The organism is Kitasatospora sp. MBT66 (genome assembly GCF_000710405.2).
GTDB classification, from domain to species: Bacteria; Actinomycetota; Actinomycetes; order Streptomycetales; family Streptomycetaceae; genus Kitasatospora; species Kitasatospora purpeofusca.
This window is the reverse complement of sequence record NZ_JAIY01000006.1, coordinates 372,367-387,760: the sequence shown is the minus strand read 5'-3', so window position 1 is coordinate 387,760 and position 15,394 is coordinate 372,367. Positions and strand designations below refer to the sequence as shown.

Sequence of the window (15,394 nt, the reverse complement as noted above, 5' to 3'; positions counted from 1 at the left end):
GGTCCGATCTGCCTATGGTCCCGGCATGCCGACCGAATCGCTCCCCCGCCAGCTCGCCCGCACCGGACGCCTCACCCTCGGCGCGCCCGCCGCACCCACCGTCACCGCCGACGGCCGCACCGTGCTCTTCCTGCGCAGCCCCGCCGGCGACGACCCGACCGGACGGCTCTGGGCCCTCGACACCGACACCGGCGAGGAGCGCCTGATCGCCGACCCCGCCGCCCTCGGCGCCCTCGGCGACACCGGCGACGACCTGCCCGAGGCCGAACGGATCCGCCGCGAACGCGCCCGCGTCCTCGGCCGCGGCATCACCGCGTACGCGACCGACGCCACCGGCCGCACCGCCGCCCTCGCCCTCTCCGGCGCCCTGCTGCTCGCCGACACCGCCACCGGCGAGGTCCGCCGGATCCCCACCGCCACCGAGGTCCACGACCCCAGGCCCGACCCCACCGGCCGCCGCATCGCCTACGTCGGCGGCGGCGCCCTGCGGGTCGTCGGGGCCGACGGCCGGGACGACCGCGCGCTCGCCGAACCCGAGCACGAGGAGGTCCGCTACGGCCTGCCCGAGCACGTCGCCGCCGAGTCCATGCACCGCCACCGCGCCCACTGGTGGTCCCCCGACGGCACCCGGCTGCTGGTCGCCCGGGTCGACGAGCGCCCGCTGCGCCGCCTCCACCACGCCGACCCCGCCGACCCGGCCCGGCCCCCGCGCACGCACCGCTACCCGCTGGCCGGCACCGACAACGCCGAGGTCACCCTCTGGCTGCTCGACCTCGACGGCGGACGCACCGAGGTCCGCTGGGACCGGGCCGGCTTCGAGTACCTGACCGCCGCCGACTGGGACGCCCACGGCCCGTACGCCGCCGTGCAGAGCCGTGACCAGCGCACCGTGCTCACCCTCGCGGTCGACCCCGCCGACGGCGCCACCCGCGTCCTCGCCGAACGCCGCGACGAGCACTGGGTCGAACTCCTCCCCGGCCTGCCCGTCCGGACCGCCGCCGGCTCGCTCGTCGACACCGCCGACCACGGCGACACCCGCCACCTCACCGTCGACGGCGCCCCCGTGACCCCGCCCGGCCTCCAGTTGCGCGCCGTCCTCGGCACCGACGGCGAGCAGGTGCTGTTCACCGCCTCCGACGAACCGACCGAGACCCACCTATGGTCGTGGGGCCCGGCCTCGGGCGCCGTCCGGCTCAGCCACGAGCCCGGCACGCACACCGGCGTGCGCCGCGCCGGCACGCTCGTCCACACCGCCCGCACCCCCGGCGCGCCCACCGGCCGCACCACCGTCCACCGCCCGGACCGGCCCGCCGCGACCCTCGTCTCCCACGCGCAGACACCCGTCCTCACCGCCCGCCCCGAACTGCTCCGGCTCGGCCCGCGCGAACTCCGCGCCGCGCTCTTCCTGCCCGCCGACCACCGCCCCGGCGACGGCCCGCTGCCCGTGCTGCTCGACCCCTACGGCGGCCCCGCCATGGCCAAGGTCACCGCCGCCCCGCACTGGTGGGACCTGACCTCCCAGTGGTTCGCCGACCAGGGCTTCGCCGTGCTGGCCGTCGACGGCCGGGGCACCCCCGGACGCGGCCCCCGCTGGGAGAAGACCGTCTTCGCGGACATCGCCGACCCCGCCCTCGCCGACCAGGTCGACGCCCTGCACGCCGCCGCCGCGCTCCGCCCCGGACTCCTGGACCTCGACCGGGTCGGCATCCGCGGCTGGTCCTTCGGCGGCTTCCTCGCCGCGCTCGCCGTGCTGCGCCGCCCCGACGTGTTCCACGCCGCCGTCGCCGGGGCCGCCCCCACCGACCACCGGCTCTACGACACCCACTGGAAGGAACGCTTCCTCGGCCACCCGGACGAACACCCCGAGCGCTACGAGGCCGCCTCGCTGTTCCCCGACGCCCCCGGGCTGCGCCGCCCGCTGCTGCTGATCCACGGCCTCGCCGACGACAACGTGCTGCCCGCCCACAGCCTGCGGCTCTCCGCCGCCCTGCTCGCCGCCGGCCGCCCGCACGAGTTCCTGCCGCTGCCCGGCGCGGGCCACTCGCCGGCCGACCCCGGGGTGGCCGAGCACCTGCTGCACCACCAGCTCGACTTCCTGCGGCGGTCGCTGGGACTCGGCTGACCGAGGACGACGACGGGGCCGGGAGAGGCACACCCTCCCGGCCCCGCGCACCGCCCGAAGGCCCGTCAGGCCTCGCGCACGCGCGACCGCCGGACCTCGCACACCCTCCCGTCAGACCTCGCGCACACCCGCCCGCCAGACCGCCGCCGTCAGCGGCACACCCGGCCGGTAGGCCAGGTGCACCGGCGAGGGCGCCTCCAGCAGCTGCAGGTCCGCCCGGGCCCCCACCCGCACCGTGCCCACGTCGGTACGCCGCAGCGCCCGCGCACCGCCCGCCGTCGCGGCCCAGACCGCCTCGTCCGGCGTCATGCCCATCTCCCGCACCGCCACCGCGATGCAGAACGCCATCGAACTCGTGAAGCTGGAGCCCGGGTTGCAGTCGGTGGACAGCGCCACCACCGCCCCCGCGTCCAGCAGCCGGCGCGCGTCCGGGTAGACCGCCCGGGTGGAGAACTCCGCCCCCGGCAGCAGCGTCGCCACCGTCGACGAGCCCGCCAGCGCGGCCACGTCCTCGTCCGTGAGGTGGGTGCAGTGGTCGGCCGAGGCCGCGCCCAGCTCCACCGCCAGCTGCACACCCGGGCCGTAGGTGAGCTGGTTGGCGTGCACCCGGGGGATCAGCCCGCGCTCGATCCCCGCGGTGAGGATCGCCCGGGCCTGGTCGCCGTCGAAGGCGCCCTTCTCGCAGAACACGTCCACCCAGCGGGCGTAGGGCGCGCAGGCGTCCAGCATCGGGCCGGTGACCAGCTCGACGTAGGCCGCCGGGTCGTCGGCGAACTCCGGGGCCACCACGTGCGCGCCCAGGTAGGTGGTCTCCGGCGTGTACGAGGAGGCGATCCGCAGCGCCCGCGACTCGTCCTCCACCGTGAGCCCGTACCCGGACTTGCACTCGACCAGCGTGGTGCCCTGGCGCAGCGCCTCCCGCACCAGCCGGGCCAGGTTGGCGTCGAGCTCGGCGTCGGCGGCGGCCCTGGTGGCGGCCACCGTGGTGCGGATGCCGCCGGCCGAGTAGGACTGCCCGGACATCCGGGCGTTGAACTCGGCGGTGCGGTCGCCGGCGAAGACCAGGTGGGCGTGCGAGTCCACCCAGCCGGGCAGCAGGGCGCGGCCCGCCGCGTCGAACACCTCGTCGGCGGCCGGGGCTCCGGCCGCCGGGCCGACCCAGGCGACGGTGCCGCCGTCGATCACCACCGCCGCGTCGGTGAGCGCGCCGAGCGGCCCGGTCCCGTGCGCGGGGTCGTTGGTGACCAGGGTGCCGATCCCGGTGATCAGGGTGCTCGGCATGGTCGGGCTGCTGCTCGGGGTGCTGGTCGAGCTGCTCACGTCGGAACCTTTCGGGGAGCGGGAACGGGGACGGAACGGGGAGAACGGGGGCGGAAAGCGGTGGCGGCAAACGGGAGCGGGAAACGGGAGCGGGGGCGGGCGGTCCGATGCCGCCCGCCCCCGGTCACCGCGGGAATGCCGGGAACTCAGCAGCCGAGCGCGGCGATCGAGGACCGCAGCGCTCCCGGCACGTCCGGCACCAGGGTGTGCGCGCCGTCCTTGACCACGTGCCGACCGCCGACCACCACGTGCCGGACGTCCGCCGCGGCGGCCGCGAACACCGCGATCTCCGCGCCCAGCCGGGGCGGCGGACCGGCCGTGCGCACCGAGTCCAGGGCGATCACGGTGAAGTCGGCCAGCGAACCGGCCTCGATCCGCCCCGCCTCGGGCCAGCCCAGCGAGGCGTGGCCGTCCTCGGTACTGGCCCGGAGCAGCGCGTTCGCCGTCCAGTGGCCGCGGGTGCGGGTGCGCAGCCGCTCGTCCAGCTCCAGCGCCCGGGCCTCCTCGAACGGGTCGATCACCGCGTGGCTGTCGCTGCCGAGGGTGATCGGGCACCCCCCGGAGGCCAGCTGCCGGGCCGGGCCGATGCCGTCCGCGAGGTCCCGCTCGGTGGTGGGGCACATGCAGACGGTGGTGGAGGAGCCGGTCAGCAGCTCGACGTCCTCCTCGGTGAGGTGGGTGGCGTGCACGACCGAGGTGCGCGGACCGAGCGCGCCGCGGTCGGCGAGCAGCCGGGTCGGGGTGACGCCGTGCGCGGCGAGGCAGGCGTCGTTCTCGGCGGTCTGCTCGGACAGGTGGACGTGCAGCGGGGCCTCGCGCTCCGCCGCCCAGTCGGCGACGGTGCCGAGCTGCTCGGCGGGCACGGCGCGCACCGAGTGGATCGCGGCGCCGATCCGGGCGTGCTCGCGGGCCTTCAGCTGCTCGGCCCGCTCGGCCCAGGCCCCGGCGTCGCCGTCGCTGAACCGCAGCTGCGGCCTGGTCGGCTCGGTGCCGAAGCCGGCCGACAGGTAGCAGGTGTCGAGCAGGGTGATCCGGATGCCGGCCCGGGCGGCGGCCTCGATCAGCGCCTCGCCCATCGCGTTGGGATCGTCGTACCGGGCGCCGCCGGGCGCGTGGTGCAGGTAGTGGAACTCGCCGACGGCGGTGATCCCGGCGAGCGCCATCTCCGCGTAGGCGGCGGTGGCGAGCGCCAGGTAGCGGTCCGGGTCGAGCGCGCCGGCGAACCGGTACATGGTGTCGCGCCAGGTCCAGAAGGTGCCGGAGCCGACCTGGACGTGGCCGCGCAGCGCCCGGTGGAAGGCGTGCGAGTGCGCGTTCGCCTGCCCGGGAAGCAGCAGCCCCTCCAGCCGGACGGCGCCGGGCGGGCAGGGCCCGCTGTCCGGCTGCACCCGGGCGATCTTGCCGCCGGCCCCGGTGGTGATCAGCACGTCCGGCTCGACCACCGGCCCGTTGGCGTGCGGCAGCCAGGCGTACTGCGCCCAGTACGTCGTCGTCTGCGCGCCTCCGGCACGACCTGTCGTCCACGCGTCTCCGGAAGGGCTTACTGACACGCCAGGTCCTCCAGTACGTCGGCGAGGGCGGCGACGCCGGCCAGGCAGTCGGCCGGCTCGGCGTGCTCCGCCGGGGAGTGCGAGACACCGCTCGGGTTGCGCACGAACAGCATGGCGGTCGGGACCGCCGAGGCGAGGATCCCGGCGTCGTGTCCCGCGCCGGTGGGCAGCACGGGGACGCCGCCCAGCCGGGCGGCCAGGCGGTCGCGCAGCGGGCCGTCGAAGTCCACCACCGGGGTGTAGGACTCGCGGGTCAGCCCGACCTCGACGCCGTCGCGCTCGCCGCGCTCGGCGGCGGCCCGGCCGATCTCCTCGACCAGCGCGGTGAGGGTGGCCTCGTCGGCCGCCCGGGAGTCCAGCCAGCCGCGCACCAGCGAGGCGATCGCGTTGGTGCCGTTGGGCTCCACCGCGACCTTGCCGAAGGTGGCCAGCGCGCCCGCGAGCTTCGCCTTCTTCCGCGCGGCGAGCACGGTGTTGGCGTAGGTCAGCATCGGGTCGCGGCGGTCCTCGATCCGGGTGGTGCCGGCGTGGTTGGCCTCGCCGCGGAAGTCGAACCGCCAGCGGCCGTGCGGCCAGATCGCGCTCGCCACGCCGACCGGGTGCTCCTCGGTCAGGTAGCGGCCCTGTTCGACGTGGAGTTCGACGAAGGCGCCGATCCGGGCCAGCCGGTCGCCGTCCGCGCCGATCGCGGTCGGGTCCTGGCCGGCCCGCTCCATCGCGTCGGGCAGCCGGACGCCGTCGGCGTCGCGCAGCTCGTACGCCTGCTCCTTGGCGAGCACCCCGGCGGTGAGCCGGGAGCCGATGCAGGCCACCCCGAACCGGGCGCCCTCCTCGTCGCCGAAGTTGACGATCGCCAGCGGCCGGGCGAGCCCGGTCCCCCGGGCGCGCAGCTCGTCGAGCGCCGCGAAGGAGGAGACCACGCCGAGCGGGCCGTCGAAGGCGCCGCCGTCCGGGACGGAGTCCAGGTGCGAGCCGGTGACCACCGCGCCCTCGCCGGCCGGGTCGCCGAGCCAGGCCCACTGGTTGCCGTTGCGGTCCAGCTCGTAGTGCAGGCCGCGGTCGCGGGCCTGCTGCTCGAACCAGGACCGGCACTCGGCGTCGGCGCTGTTCCAGGCGAAGCGGCGGTAGCCGCCGGACGCGGCGGAGCGGCCCACGGGGAGCAGCTCCGCCCACATCCGTTCGAAGCTCGCGGAGCCCTGGTCGCTCACAGCTCGCCCGTCGAGCCGTGCTCGTTCATCGGGACGCGCACACCGCGCTCGGCGGCGACCTCGTCGGCCCGGTCGTAGCCGGCGTCGACGTGGCGGATGACGCCCATGCCCGGGTCGTTGGTGAGCACCCGGCGGATCTTCTCCCCGGCCAGCGCGGTGCCGTCGGCGACGGTGACCTGGCCGGCGTGGATCGAGCGGCCGATGCCGACGCCGCCGCCGTGGTGGATGGAGACCCAGGACGCGCCGGAGGCGACGTTGACCATGGCGTTGAGCAGCGGCCAGTCGGCGATCGCGTCGGAGCCGTCCAGCATCGCCTCGGTCTCCCGGTAGGGGGAGGCGACCGAGCCGCAGTCCAGGTGGTCGCGGCCGATGACGATCGGGGCGGACAGCTCACCGGCGGCGACCATGTCGTTGAAGCGCTCGCCGGCCTTGTCGCGCTCGCCGTAGCCGAGCCAGCAGATCCGCGCGGGCAGGCCCTGGAAGTGCACCTTCTCCTGGGCCATCTTGATCCAGCGGTGCAGCGACTCGTTCTCCGGGAAGAGGTCGAGCACGGCCTTGTCGGTCTTGGCGATGTCCTGCGGGTCGCCGGACAGCGCGGCCCAGCGGAACGGGCCCTTGCCCTCGCAGAACAGCGGCCGGATGTACGCGGGGACGAAGCCGGGGAAGGCGAAGGCGCGGTCGTAGCCGGCCAGCTGGGCCTCGCCGCGGATCGAGTTGCCGTAGTCGAAGACCTCGGCGCCGCGGTCCTGGAAGCCGACCATCGCCTCGACGTGCTTGGCCATCGACTCGCGCGAGCGGGTGGTGAACTCGGCGGGCTTCTCGGCCGCGTAGGTGGCCATGTCGTCGAAGGAGACGCCGACCGGCAGGTAGCTCAGCGGGTCGTGGGCGCTGGTCTGGTCGGTGACGATGTCGATCGGCGCGTCCATCGCCAGCAGCTGCGGGAACAGCTCGGCGGCGTTGCCCAGCAGGCCGATGGAGAGCGGCTGCCGCTTGTCGCGGGCGGCGGTGGCGAGCTCCAGCGCGTGGGAGAGGTTCTTGGCCTCGACGTCCAGGTAGCGGTGCTCGATCCGGCGGGAGATCCGGGACGGGTCGCAGTCGATGCAGATCGCCACGCCGCCGTTCATGGTGACGGCCAGCGGCTGGGCGCCGCCCATGCCGCCGAGGCCGGCGGTGAGGGTGATGGTGCCTTCCAGCGTCCCGTTGAAGCGCTTGTTGGCGACGGCGGCGAAGGTCTCGTAGGTGCCCTGGAGGATGCCCTGGGTGCCGATGTAGATCCAGGACCCGGCGGTCATCTGCCCGTACATGGTGAGCCCGAGGCTCTCCAGGCGGCGGAACTCCTCCCAGTTGGCCCAGTCGCCGACCAGGTTGGAGTTGGCGATCAGCACCCGCGGCGCCCACTCGTGCGTCTGCATGACGCCGACCGGCCGGCCGGACTGGACCAGCATGGTCTCGTCCTGCTTGAGGCCCTCCAGCGTGCGCACCATGGCGTCGAAGGAGCGCCAGTCGCGCGCGGCCTTGCCGGTGCCGCCGTAGACGACCAGCTTCGAGGGGTGCTCGGCCACCTCGGGGTCGAGGTTGTTCATGAGCATCCGCAGGGCGGCCTCCTGCTGCCACCCCTGCGTGGTCAGCCCGGTCCCCCGCGCCGCCCGCACCTCACGCGGCCCACTCGCCTGCTGCACCATGTCACGGTCTCCTTGCGGATGAATTCATTCAGGCTCGACTTCGCTGAATATATCCAAACATTCAGCCTTCGGCCAGACCTGCGCACATCCGATCAGCGCCCGTCCGACCAACACCCTCCGCGCTACGCTGAACCCGGCGAACACCAGCCAATCGGCCCAGGCGCCGACGAATGGAGGACGCGATGACGGCCATCACCGTGCGGCCGGGGAGACTCCGGGACGCGGCGGAGGAGATCGAGCGGAGCACCGGCCTCCGAGTCCAGATCATCGGAGGAACCCTGGTGATGTCCCCGACTCCTCGCGGAAAGCACGCGGGAACGGTGCAGGTCCTTCGCGACCAGCTCATCCCCGCGCTGCCCGGGAGCCACCGCGTCTACGAGGTCTCCTCGATCTGCATGCCGGACGACGAGGACGACTACGCAACCCCCGACATGATCGTTCTCCCGAAGGACTGGGGTACCGACGACGAGTGGCTGGCAGACCCGCGCGATGTCGCCCTCGCGCTGGAAGTCATCTCCAGCTCCGAACGCGCCAGCGGAATCGCCTCCAAGACAGAGTGGTACGCCATCGCCGGCGTGACCACTCTGCTCACGGCTGATCCGCGGAACGGTACTTGGACGCTCCACACACACCCTCGCGACGGCATGTACCAAGGCGTGCTCCATGGCAAGTACGGCGAGCCCGTCCCACTGACCGGCGCACCACTTCCGTCGGAGCTCCGGACTGACGAGCTGCCGTTGTACAGCCCCCGCCGCTGACCCTTCCTCAGGCCGCCGCGTCGCCGTCCCAGTCGATGCCGATCTCGGCGAGCCAGCGGCGGTCGGCGTCGTCGGGGACACCGGCGGCCCGGGCGCCGGACGGCGTGGGCGGCGCGGGGGTCCGGGGCGGTCGGGGGATCTCCTGGACGGGGCCGAGGCCGTACTGCTCGGCGGCCGCGGCGGCTCGGGCGTCGGGTTCGATGACGCCGACGTGGACGACGGATTCGTCGCCCGGGTCGAGGACGGTGAGTTGGGGATCGGGCAGGCGGCGCAGGGTGACACGCCGTCCGCAGGTCGGGCAGGACCATTCGTCGGCTCCGGAGGCGAGCCGGCCGACGAACTTCATCTCGTGGATCACACGCATGGCGGCACCCCCTGACCGGAATGATGCCCACCCTGGGCGGATCGCCAACCTGCGGGTACGGTCGCCGGGGCGGCGTTCCGGGCCGCGGGGACGAACGGGGAGGGCCGGCATGGACCGCGAGTGGGGCATCGAGGAGAGCATCCGTGTGGCCGCCTCACCGACGGAGGTCTACCGCGCCGTCAGCACCGTCCGGCGGACCGGCGAGTGGAGCCCCGAGTGCCGGGCGGTGTGGGCGCGGCGGGGACAGCTCCGGGCCGGGGACCGGTTCGTCGGCTTCAACCGGCGCGGCCTGTTCGTCTGGTTCACCGTCTGCCGGGTGACGACGGCCCGCCCCGGCAGCGAGTTCGCGTTCCGGGTGGACGCCCTCGGGCTGCCGATCGCCGAGTGGGGCTACCGGTTCGCGCCGGACGGCGAGGGCGGCACCGAGCTCACCGAGTACTGGCAGGACCTGCGGACCGGGCGGAGTGCGCCGGTCGCCGAGCTGCTCGGCAAGGTCTTCAGCGGCGTCGCCCCGGAGCGGCGGGCCGCGCACAACCGGGCCGGTGTGCGCGCGACCCTGCGGCGGATCCGGCAGATCCTGGAAGCCTGACGGGCGACGGACCGCCCGGGGGCCTGCTCCGCGGGGCTACTCCAGGAACAGCCCCCGGGCCGCCGCCGACTGCTCGATGGCCTCCAGCCGCGCCTCGGCGCCGGGGAGTTCGTCGCACATGGTCTGCAGCAGCACCCGGCCGAGCATCATCGGCGCGCAGGCGGTGTCGAAGACCAGCCCGGTGCCGACGGCGGCCGGCAGCATCAGGTCGGAGAGCTTGGCGACCGGCGCGAAGACGCTGTCGGCCACGGTGACGACGGTCAGCCCGCACTCCCGGGCCACCGCCAGGGCGTCCATCAGCTCGCGCGGGTAGCGCGGCAGGGCGAAGCAGAGCAGCACACTCGCGCCCGCGGCGGCGGCCTGTTCCAGCCGGTCGGCGAGCATGCTGCCGCCCTCGTCCAGCAGCCGGATGTCCGGGTGCACCTTGGCAGCGAAGTACGCGAAGCCGCGCGCCTGAGCGGAGGCGGCCCGCAGGCCGAGCACCGGCAGCGGGCGGGAGGCGGCGAGCAGCCGGGCGGCGCGGGCGATCGGCTCGGGGTCGGCGAGCAGCTCGGCCAGGTGGCGCAGGTGCTCGATCTCGGCGAGCACGGCCTGCTGGTGCTCGTTGCGGACGGCGTCGGCCGGGGTCTCGGGGGCGGCGGCCTCGCCGGCGCCGAGTTCGCGCAGCTGCTTGCGCAGCGCCGGGTAGCCGTCGTAGCCGAGGGCCACCGCGAAGCGGGTCACCGAGGGCTGGCTGACGCCGGCGAGTTCGGCGACCTCGACGCTGGAGAGGAACGGCGCCTCGGTGGCGTGCCGGACCAGCGAGTGCGCGATCCGCCGCTGGGTCGGGGTGAGCCGGTGCCCCTCGAAGAGCTGGAGCAGCCGGGCGGAGGGACCGACCGTGCCGGCGTCGTCGGTGGCGGTCATGGCGGTACCTCCGGATGCGAGCTGTTCGGACGACTGTGCAGCAGTGGGGCGCCGCTGGCAAAGACGTCTCGCCCGACGGGACATCGGGCGAGACCTCCCGCAGCGGTGCCCGGGCGGGCGCCAAGGGGGGCGCGGACCGTCTCGGGGTGACCCTGAGATCCCCCTGAGACCGCCCTGAATCCCCGTCGGACCGATGGACCGGCGGCCTCCGGAGGGAGGAAGCTGGTGCCCATGGACACTCGTCAGGACGATCTGCGGCGCGATCTGGACGCCACGCTGCAGGCGCGCAAGGAGCTCGGCCCGGAGTACGAGTCGGAACTCGTCGACTCCTTCCTCGCCCGGCTCGACGCCCGGGTGGAGCGCCGGGTGGCCGAGCGGCTCGGCCCGGCCGACGGCTACGGTCCCACCGAGGGGTACGGCCGTCCGGGGTACGGGCCGCGCCGCTTCGGCCGCCGTTCGGCGACCAGGCTCCCGATCGTCTCGCTGGTGCTCGGCATCCCGCTGTCGGGGATCGCCGCCGAGAGCGGCGGTTTCCTGGGCCTGCTGGTCTGCTGGGGCGGCATCCTCGGCGTCAACGTGTCGTCCGCGCTCGCCGAGCGGATCCAGGAGCAGCGCGGTGCGGCGGCCCCGAAGAGCGACTGGGACCGGTGACGGGTGACCGGCGGCCTTTCCGGCCACCGGTCACCCGTCCCGCCCGTCCTACCCGTCCCGCCCGTTCGGTGCGGCGCGGAGGTCAGGCCAGCGGGCCGGTGACCCGCTCGACGGCGCGCACCAGCTCGCCCGAGGCGACCAGCGCGGCGGCGGCCTCCAGGTCCGGCGAGAGGAAGCGGTCGCGACCGGCGCCGCCGACCCCGGCAGCCCGGGCGGCGGCCATCGCCGCGGCCGTGGCCGGCGCCGGCTCGGCGCCCGTTCCGGCCTGCTGGCGGATCTCCAGCGCCCGGGCGGCGGCGGTGAGCTCGACGGCCAGGACCCGGCCGAGGTTCTCCACGGACTGGCGCAGCTTGCGCGCGGCGGACCAGCCCATCGAGACGTGGTCCTCCTGCATGGCCGAGGAGGGGATCGAGTCGACCGAGGCCGGCACCGCGAGCCGCTTGTTCTCGCTGACCAGCGCGGCCTGGGTGTACTGGGCGATCATCAGGCCGGAGTCCACGCCCGGGTCGTCGGCCAGGAAGGCCGGCAGGCCGTGCGAGCGGGCCTTGTCGAGCAGCCGGTCGGTGCGGCGCTCGGAGATCGAGCCGAGGTCGGCGGCGGCGATGGCGAGGAAGTCCAGCACGTAGGCGACCGGGGCGCCGTGGAAGTTGCCGTTGGACTCGACCCGGCCGTCGGGCAGCACCACCGGGTTGTCGACCGAGGCGGCCAGCTCCCGGGAGGCGACCAGCTGGGCGTGCGCGAGGGTGTCGCGGCCGGCGCCGGCGACCTGCGGGGCGCAGCGGATCGAGTAGGCGTCCTGGACCCGCGGCGCGTCGTCCTGGTGGTGGCCGGTGAGGCCGGAGCCCTGGAGCACGGCCAGCATGTTGGCGGCGGCGGCCGCCTGGCCGGGGTGCGGACGGATCGGGGCGTGCAGCTCGGGGGCGAGCACCTTGTCGCTGCCGAGCAGGGCCTCCAGGGTCATGGCGGCGGTGATGTCGGCGGTGGTGAACAGCCGCTGCAGGTCCGCGATGGCCATGACCAGCATGCCGAGCATGCCGTCGGTGCCGTTGATGAGGGCGAGGCCCTCCTTCTCCAGCAGCTCGACGGGCTCGATGCCGGCGGCGGCGAGCAGCTCGCCGGCGGGCTTCTCGACGCCGTCGGGGCCGGTGGCCACGCCCTCGCCCATGAGGACGAGCGCGCAGTGCGACAGCGGCGCGAGGTCTCCGGAGCAGCCGAGCGAGCCGAACTCGCGGACCACCGGGGTGATGCCGGCGTTGAGCAGCGCGGCCATGGTTTGGGCGACCAGCGGGCGGACGCCGGTGCGGCCGCTGGCGAGGGTCTTCATGCGCAGGAACATCAGCGCGCGGACGACCTCGCGCTCGACCACCGGGCCCATCCCGGCGGCGTGCGAGCGCACCAGCGAGCGCTGCAGCTGGGCGCGCAGCTCGGGGCTGATGTGCCGGACGGCGAGGGCGCCGAAGCCGGTCGAGACGCCGTAGACGGGGCGCGGTTCGGCGGCGAGGGCGTCGATCCGGGCGCGCGCGGTCGCCATCTCGGCGATCGCGTCGGGGCCGATCTCGACCCGGGCGTTGCCCCGGGCGACGGCCAGCACGTCCTCGGCGCCGACGTCGGCCTTGCCGACCTGGACGAGCGGCGCGTGGGCGGCCGCAGCACTGTGCATATCCATATGCATCATCTCAGCAGGTGAATGGAGATATGACAACCATCTCGGCCCAGTCGAAACTCCCGACACCGAACCGCCCGGTCACCAGGATTTTCGAATACCCGGGCCGGTGCCGCACGCTGTGGGGAGGCGGACGGCGCAACGCCGGGCGCGGACGGGAAGGCGGGCGGGACGATGACGCGGGCGACGGCACGGCGGCGGGTGCTCCGACTGCGCGGGGACGGGCGCAGTTTCCGGCCCGACGCGCTGGCCGCCGAGGAACCGCTGGAGATCCGGCTCGGCGGCGAACCCCTCACCGTCACCATGCGCACCCCCGGCCACGACTTCGACCTGGTCGCGGGCTTCCTGGTCGGCGAGGGCCTGGTCGCCACCGGCGAGGAGCTGGCGGCACTGCGCTACTGCGCCGGCACCGACGCGGACGGCGCCAACACCTACAACGTGGTGGACGCGACGCTGCGCGACACCACCCGCCCGCTGCCGCTCTCCGCCCACCGCAACCTGCTCACCACCAGTGCCTGCGGACTGTGCGGCCGCGACACCGTGGACGCCGTGCGCACCCACGTCCGGCACCCGGTCGGCGAGGACCCGCTGAGCGTCCCGCCCGCGCTGCTCTACGCGCTGCCGGACCGGCTGCGCGCCGTCCAGCGCACCTTCGACTCCACCGGCGGCCTGCACGCGGCCGGCCTGTTCGACGGCCGGACCGGCGAACTGCTGTGCGCCCGCGAGGACGTCGGCCGGCACAACGCGGTGGACAAGGTGGTCGGCTGGGCGCTGCGGGAGGGCCTGCTGCCGCTGACCGGCCATGTGCTCCTGGTCAGCGGCCGGGCCTCGTTCGAGCTGACCCAGAAGGCGGCACTGGCCGGCGTGCCGCTGCTGGCCGCGGTCTCGGCGCCGTCCTCGCTGGCGGTGGACCTCGCCGAGGAGCTGGGCCTGACCCTGGTCGGCTTCCTGCGCGGCGAGGGCGCCAACGTCTACACCCGCCCCGACCGGATCGCCTGACCCGCACCCCGCCGCGTCCCGTCCCGCCCCACTTCAGCCCCGCCCCACTTCAGCTCGGCCCCACTTCAGCCCCGCCTCACTTCAGCTCGGCCTCGACCAGGTCCGCCGCCCGCGCCGTACCGCCCTCGGCCCGGGCCGCGGCGCGCTGCTCCGCGAGCCGCCCGGCCACCGCCGGGTCCCCGGTCAGCTCCAGCAGCGCGGAGCGCAGCGCCCCGGGGGTCGCGTCCTCGGTGTCCAGCCGCCGGGCCACCCCGAGCGCCACCAGCGAGTCCGCGTTGGCGAACTGGTCGACGGCCTGCGGCACCGCGATCATCGGCACCCCGTGGAACAGACCCTCGCTCGCGCCGCCGGTGCCGGCGTGGGTGACGAAGGCGTCCGCCTGCGCCAGCACGTCGAACTGCGGCACCCAGCGGTGCACCTCGACATTGGCCGGCACCTCGCCCAGCGCGGCCCGGTCGGTGTGCCGGCCGATCTGCAGCACGACGTGCCAGCCGGGCAGGCCGCCGAAGGCCTCCAGGCAGGCCCGGTAGAAGGCCGGACGGTCGGTGAAGGCCGAGCCGAGCGAGACCAGCAGCACCTTGTCCGCCCCGGCGGGCCGCTGCCAGCTGCCCTGGTGCGAGCGGTCGCCGAAGCACTGGCCGACGAAGGTGATCCGGTCGGTGTCGACCCGGTCCGCGCAGGGCTGCAGGGCCCGCGGGATCAGCGCCAGCGCGCGGTCCGGCCGGTTCTTGAACCGCTCGACGTCCCGCTCGACGTCCCGGACGGCGACGCCGTTGGCGGTCAGCCAGTCGCCGAACCGCCGGTAGTGCTCGGGGCCGCCGGGCCCGGTGCGGAGCGCCTCGAACATCGGCGCCATGTCCTCCTCGAAGCCCTCCCAGCCGACCATCGTGGGCGACAGCTGCACCGCGGGCACGCCGTGCCCCTCGGCGACCGCCCGGGCGGCGAAGGCGCCGATGTCGTACAGCACGAGGTCGGGCCGGTCCTCGGCGAAGAGCTTCCGCAGCACCGGGGTCATCGCGAGGGCGTCGTCGAGGAAGACGTCCTGGACCGCGACCGGATCCTCCGGCCACCCGGCGGGGTCGCCGTCGAGCGGCAGCGCGGTGTCGTACGGGACGTGCGTGGCGCCGGTGGACGCGACCGTGTCGGCGAAGGACGGCGCGTTGACGTAGCTCACCCGGTGGCCCCGGGCGACGAGCTCGGTGATGAGGGCGAGGCTCGGGTTGACGTGGCCGTGGGCCGGAATGGAAGCCATGACGACATGGGCGGAGCGGGTCATCTCGGTGGTCCTCTCGAAAGGCTGCGACTCGGGCTCTTGTCGAGACGAGACGGTTCGTCTCGCTGACGTTCAACCAGCATGCATCGGCGAATCCGAACTGTCAAGACGATACGGACCGTCTCGCCATCTCGGTAGGATGGCGCCCATGACCGGACCGCAGAACACCCCCGACCCCAGCCGCCGCAACGAGCAGAGCCGCGCGGCCATCCTCACCGCCGCCGCCGAACTCGTCGCCGAACTCGGCATCGGCAAGCTCACCATCGAGAAGATCGCCGCCCGCGCCGGCGTCGGCAAGCAGACCATCTA

At 74.7% G+C, this 15,394-nt stretch carries 14 protein-coding genes; 6 read left to right on the top strand and 8 right to left on the bottom strand.

Annotation, left to right across the window (positions count from 1 at the left end):
• Nucleotides 1–25: 25 nt before the first annotated feature.
• Complete coding sequence (locus BI06_RS14245; protein WP_043468434.1) at nucleotides 26–2,122, top strand: prolyl oligopeptidase family serine peptidase; 2,097 nt, start codon at nucleotides 26–28, stop codon at nucleotides 2,120–2,122.
• A 111-nt stretch (nucleotides 2,123–2,233) separates the two neighbouring features.
• On the opposite strand, the gene hutI is transcribed toward BI06_RS14245, so the two are convergent.
• The 4 genes from hutI to hutU form a co-directional block, all read right to left on the bottom strand.
• Nucleotides 2,234–3,403, bottom strand: a complete 1,170-nt coding sequence (gene hutI / locus BI06_RS14240) for an imidazolonepropionase (protein ID WP_030393448.1) — start codon at nucleotides 3,401–3,403, stop codon at nucleotides 2,234–2,236.
• Between the two features lie 185 nt (nucleotides 3,404–3,588).
• Nucleotides 3,589–4,992 (bottom strand): formimidoylglutamate deiminase, encoded by a 1,404-nt coding sequence (locus tag BI06_RS14235; RefSeq protein WP_082558474.1) that lies wholly within the window; start codon nucleotides 4,990–4,992, stop codon nucleotides 3,589–3,591.
• Nucleotides 4,983–6,167, bottom strand: a complete 1,185-nt coding sequence (locus BI06_RS14230) for an allantoate amidohydrolase (protein ID WP_030393446.1) — start codon at nucleotides 6,165–6,167, stop codon at nucleotides 4,983–4,985. The genes BI06_RS14235 and BI06_RS14230 overlap by 10 nt, the downstream gene beginning before the upstream one ends.
• Before the next feature lie 29 nt (nucleotides 6,168–6,196).
• Nucleotides 6,197–7,882, bottom strand: a complete 1,686-nt coding sequence (hutU, locus tag BI06_RS14225; RefSeq protein ID WP_043468428.1) for a urocanate hydratase — start codon at nucleotides 7,880–7,882, stop codon at nucleotides 6,197–6,199.
• Nucleotides 7,883–8,064: 182 nt separating this feature from the next.
• Between hutU and BI06_RS14220 the strand changes: the two genes are divergently transcribed.
• Nucleotides 8,065–8,640, top strand: coding sequence for a Uma2 family endonuclease (locus BI06_RS14220; protein WP_051741301.1), 576 nt, complete (start codon nucleotides 8,065–8,067; stop codon nucleotides 8,638–8,640).
• Nucleotides 8,641–8,647: 7 nt separating this feature from the next.
• Here the strand turns inward: BI06_RS14220 and BI06_RS14215 are convergent, their stop codons facing one another.
• Complete coding sequence (locus tag BI06_RS14215) at nucleotides 8,648–9,004, bottom strand: hypothetical protein (protein ID WP_043468425.1); 357 nt, start codon at nucleotides 9,002–9,004, stop codon at nucleotides 8,648–8,650.
• Nucleotides 9,005–9,113: 109 nt separating this feature from the next.
• Between BI06_RS14215 and BI06_RS14210 the strand changes: the two genes are divergently transcribed.
• Complete coding sequence (locus tag BI06_RS14210) at nucleotides 9,114–9,593, top strand: SRPBCC family protein (RefSeq protein ID WP_043468423.1); 480 nt, start codon at nucleotides 9,114–9,116, stop codon at nucleotides 9,591–9,593.
• Between the two features lie 36 nt (nucleotides 9,594–9,629).
• On the opposite strand, the gene BI06_RS14205 is transcribed toward BI06_RS14210, so the two are convergent.
• Nucleotides 9,630–10,499, bottom strand: a complete 870-nt coding sequence (locus BI06_RS14205; RefSeq protein WP_030393442.1) for a MurR/RpiR family transcriptional regulator — start codon at nucleotides 10,497–10,499, stop codon at nucleotides 9,630–9,632.
• Between the two features lie 231 nt (nucleotides 10,500–10,730).
• Between BI06_RS14205 and BI06_RS14200 the strand changes: the two genes are divergently transcribed.
• Complete coding sequence (locus BI06_RS14200) at nucleotides 10,731–11,150, top strand: hypothetical protein (protein ID WP_043468420.1); 420 nt, start codon at nucleotides 10,731–10,733, stop codon at nucleotides 11,148–11,150.
• An 82-nt stretch (nucleotides 11,151–11,232) separates the two neighbouring features.
• On the opposite strand, the gene hutH is transcribed toward BI06_RS14200, so the two are convergent.
• Complete coding sequence (gene hutH, locus BI06_RS14195) at nucleotides 11,233–12,816, bottom strand: histidine ammonia-lyase (protein ID WP_051741016.1); 1,584 nt, start codon at nucleotides 12,814–12,816, stop codon at nucleotides 11,233–11,235.
• A 171-nt stretch (nucleotides 12,817–12,987) separates the two neighbouring features.
• Here hutH and fdhD point away from each other — a divergent pair, with 171 nt between their 5' ends.
• Complete coding sequence (gene fdhD, locus BI06_RS14190) at nucleotides 12,988–13,812, top strand: formate dehydrogenase accessory sulfurtransferase FdhD (RefSeq protein ID WP_030393439.1); 825 nt, start codon at nucleotides 12,988–12,990, stop codon at nucleotides 13,810–13,812.
• Nucleotides 13,813–13,888: 76 nt separating this feature from the next.
• Here the strand turns inward: fdhD and BI06_RS14185 are convergent, their stop codons facing one another.
• Complete coding sequence (locus BI06_RS14185; protein WP_043468416.1) at nucleotides 13,889–15,088, bottom strand: macrolide family glycosyltransferase; 1,200 nt, start codon at nucleotides 15,086–15,088, stop codon at nucleotides 13,889–13,891.
• Nucleotides 15,089–15,224: 136 nt separating this feature from the next.
• Between BI06_RS14185 and BI06_RS50745 the strand changes: the two genes are divergently transcribed.
• On the top strand, nucleotides 15,225–15,394 hold a 170-nt coding region (locus BI06_RS50745), incomplete at its 3' end, for a helix-turn-helix domain-containing protein (RefSeq protein WP_199523292.1).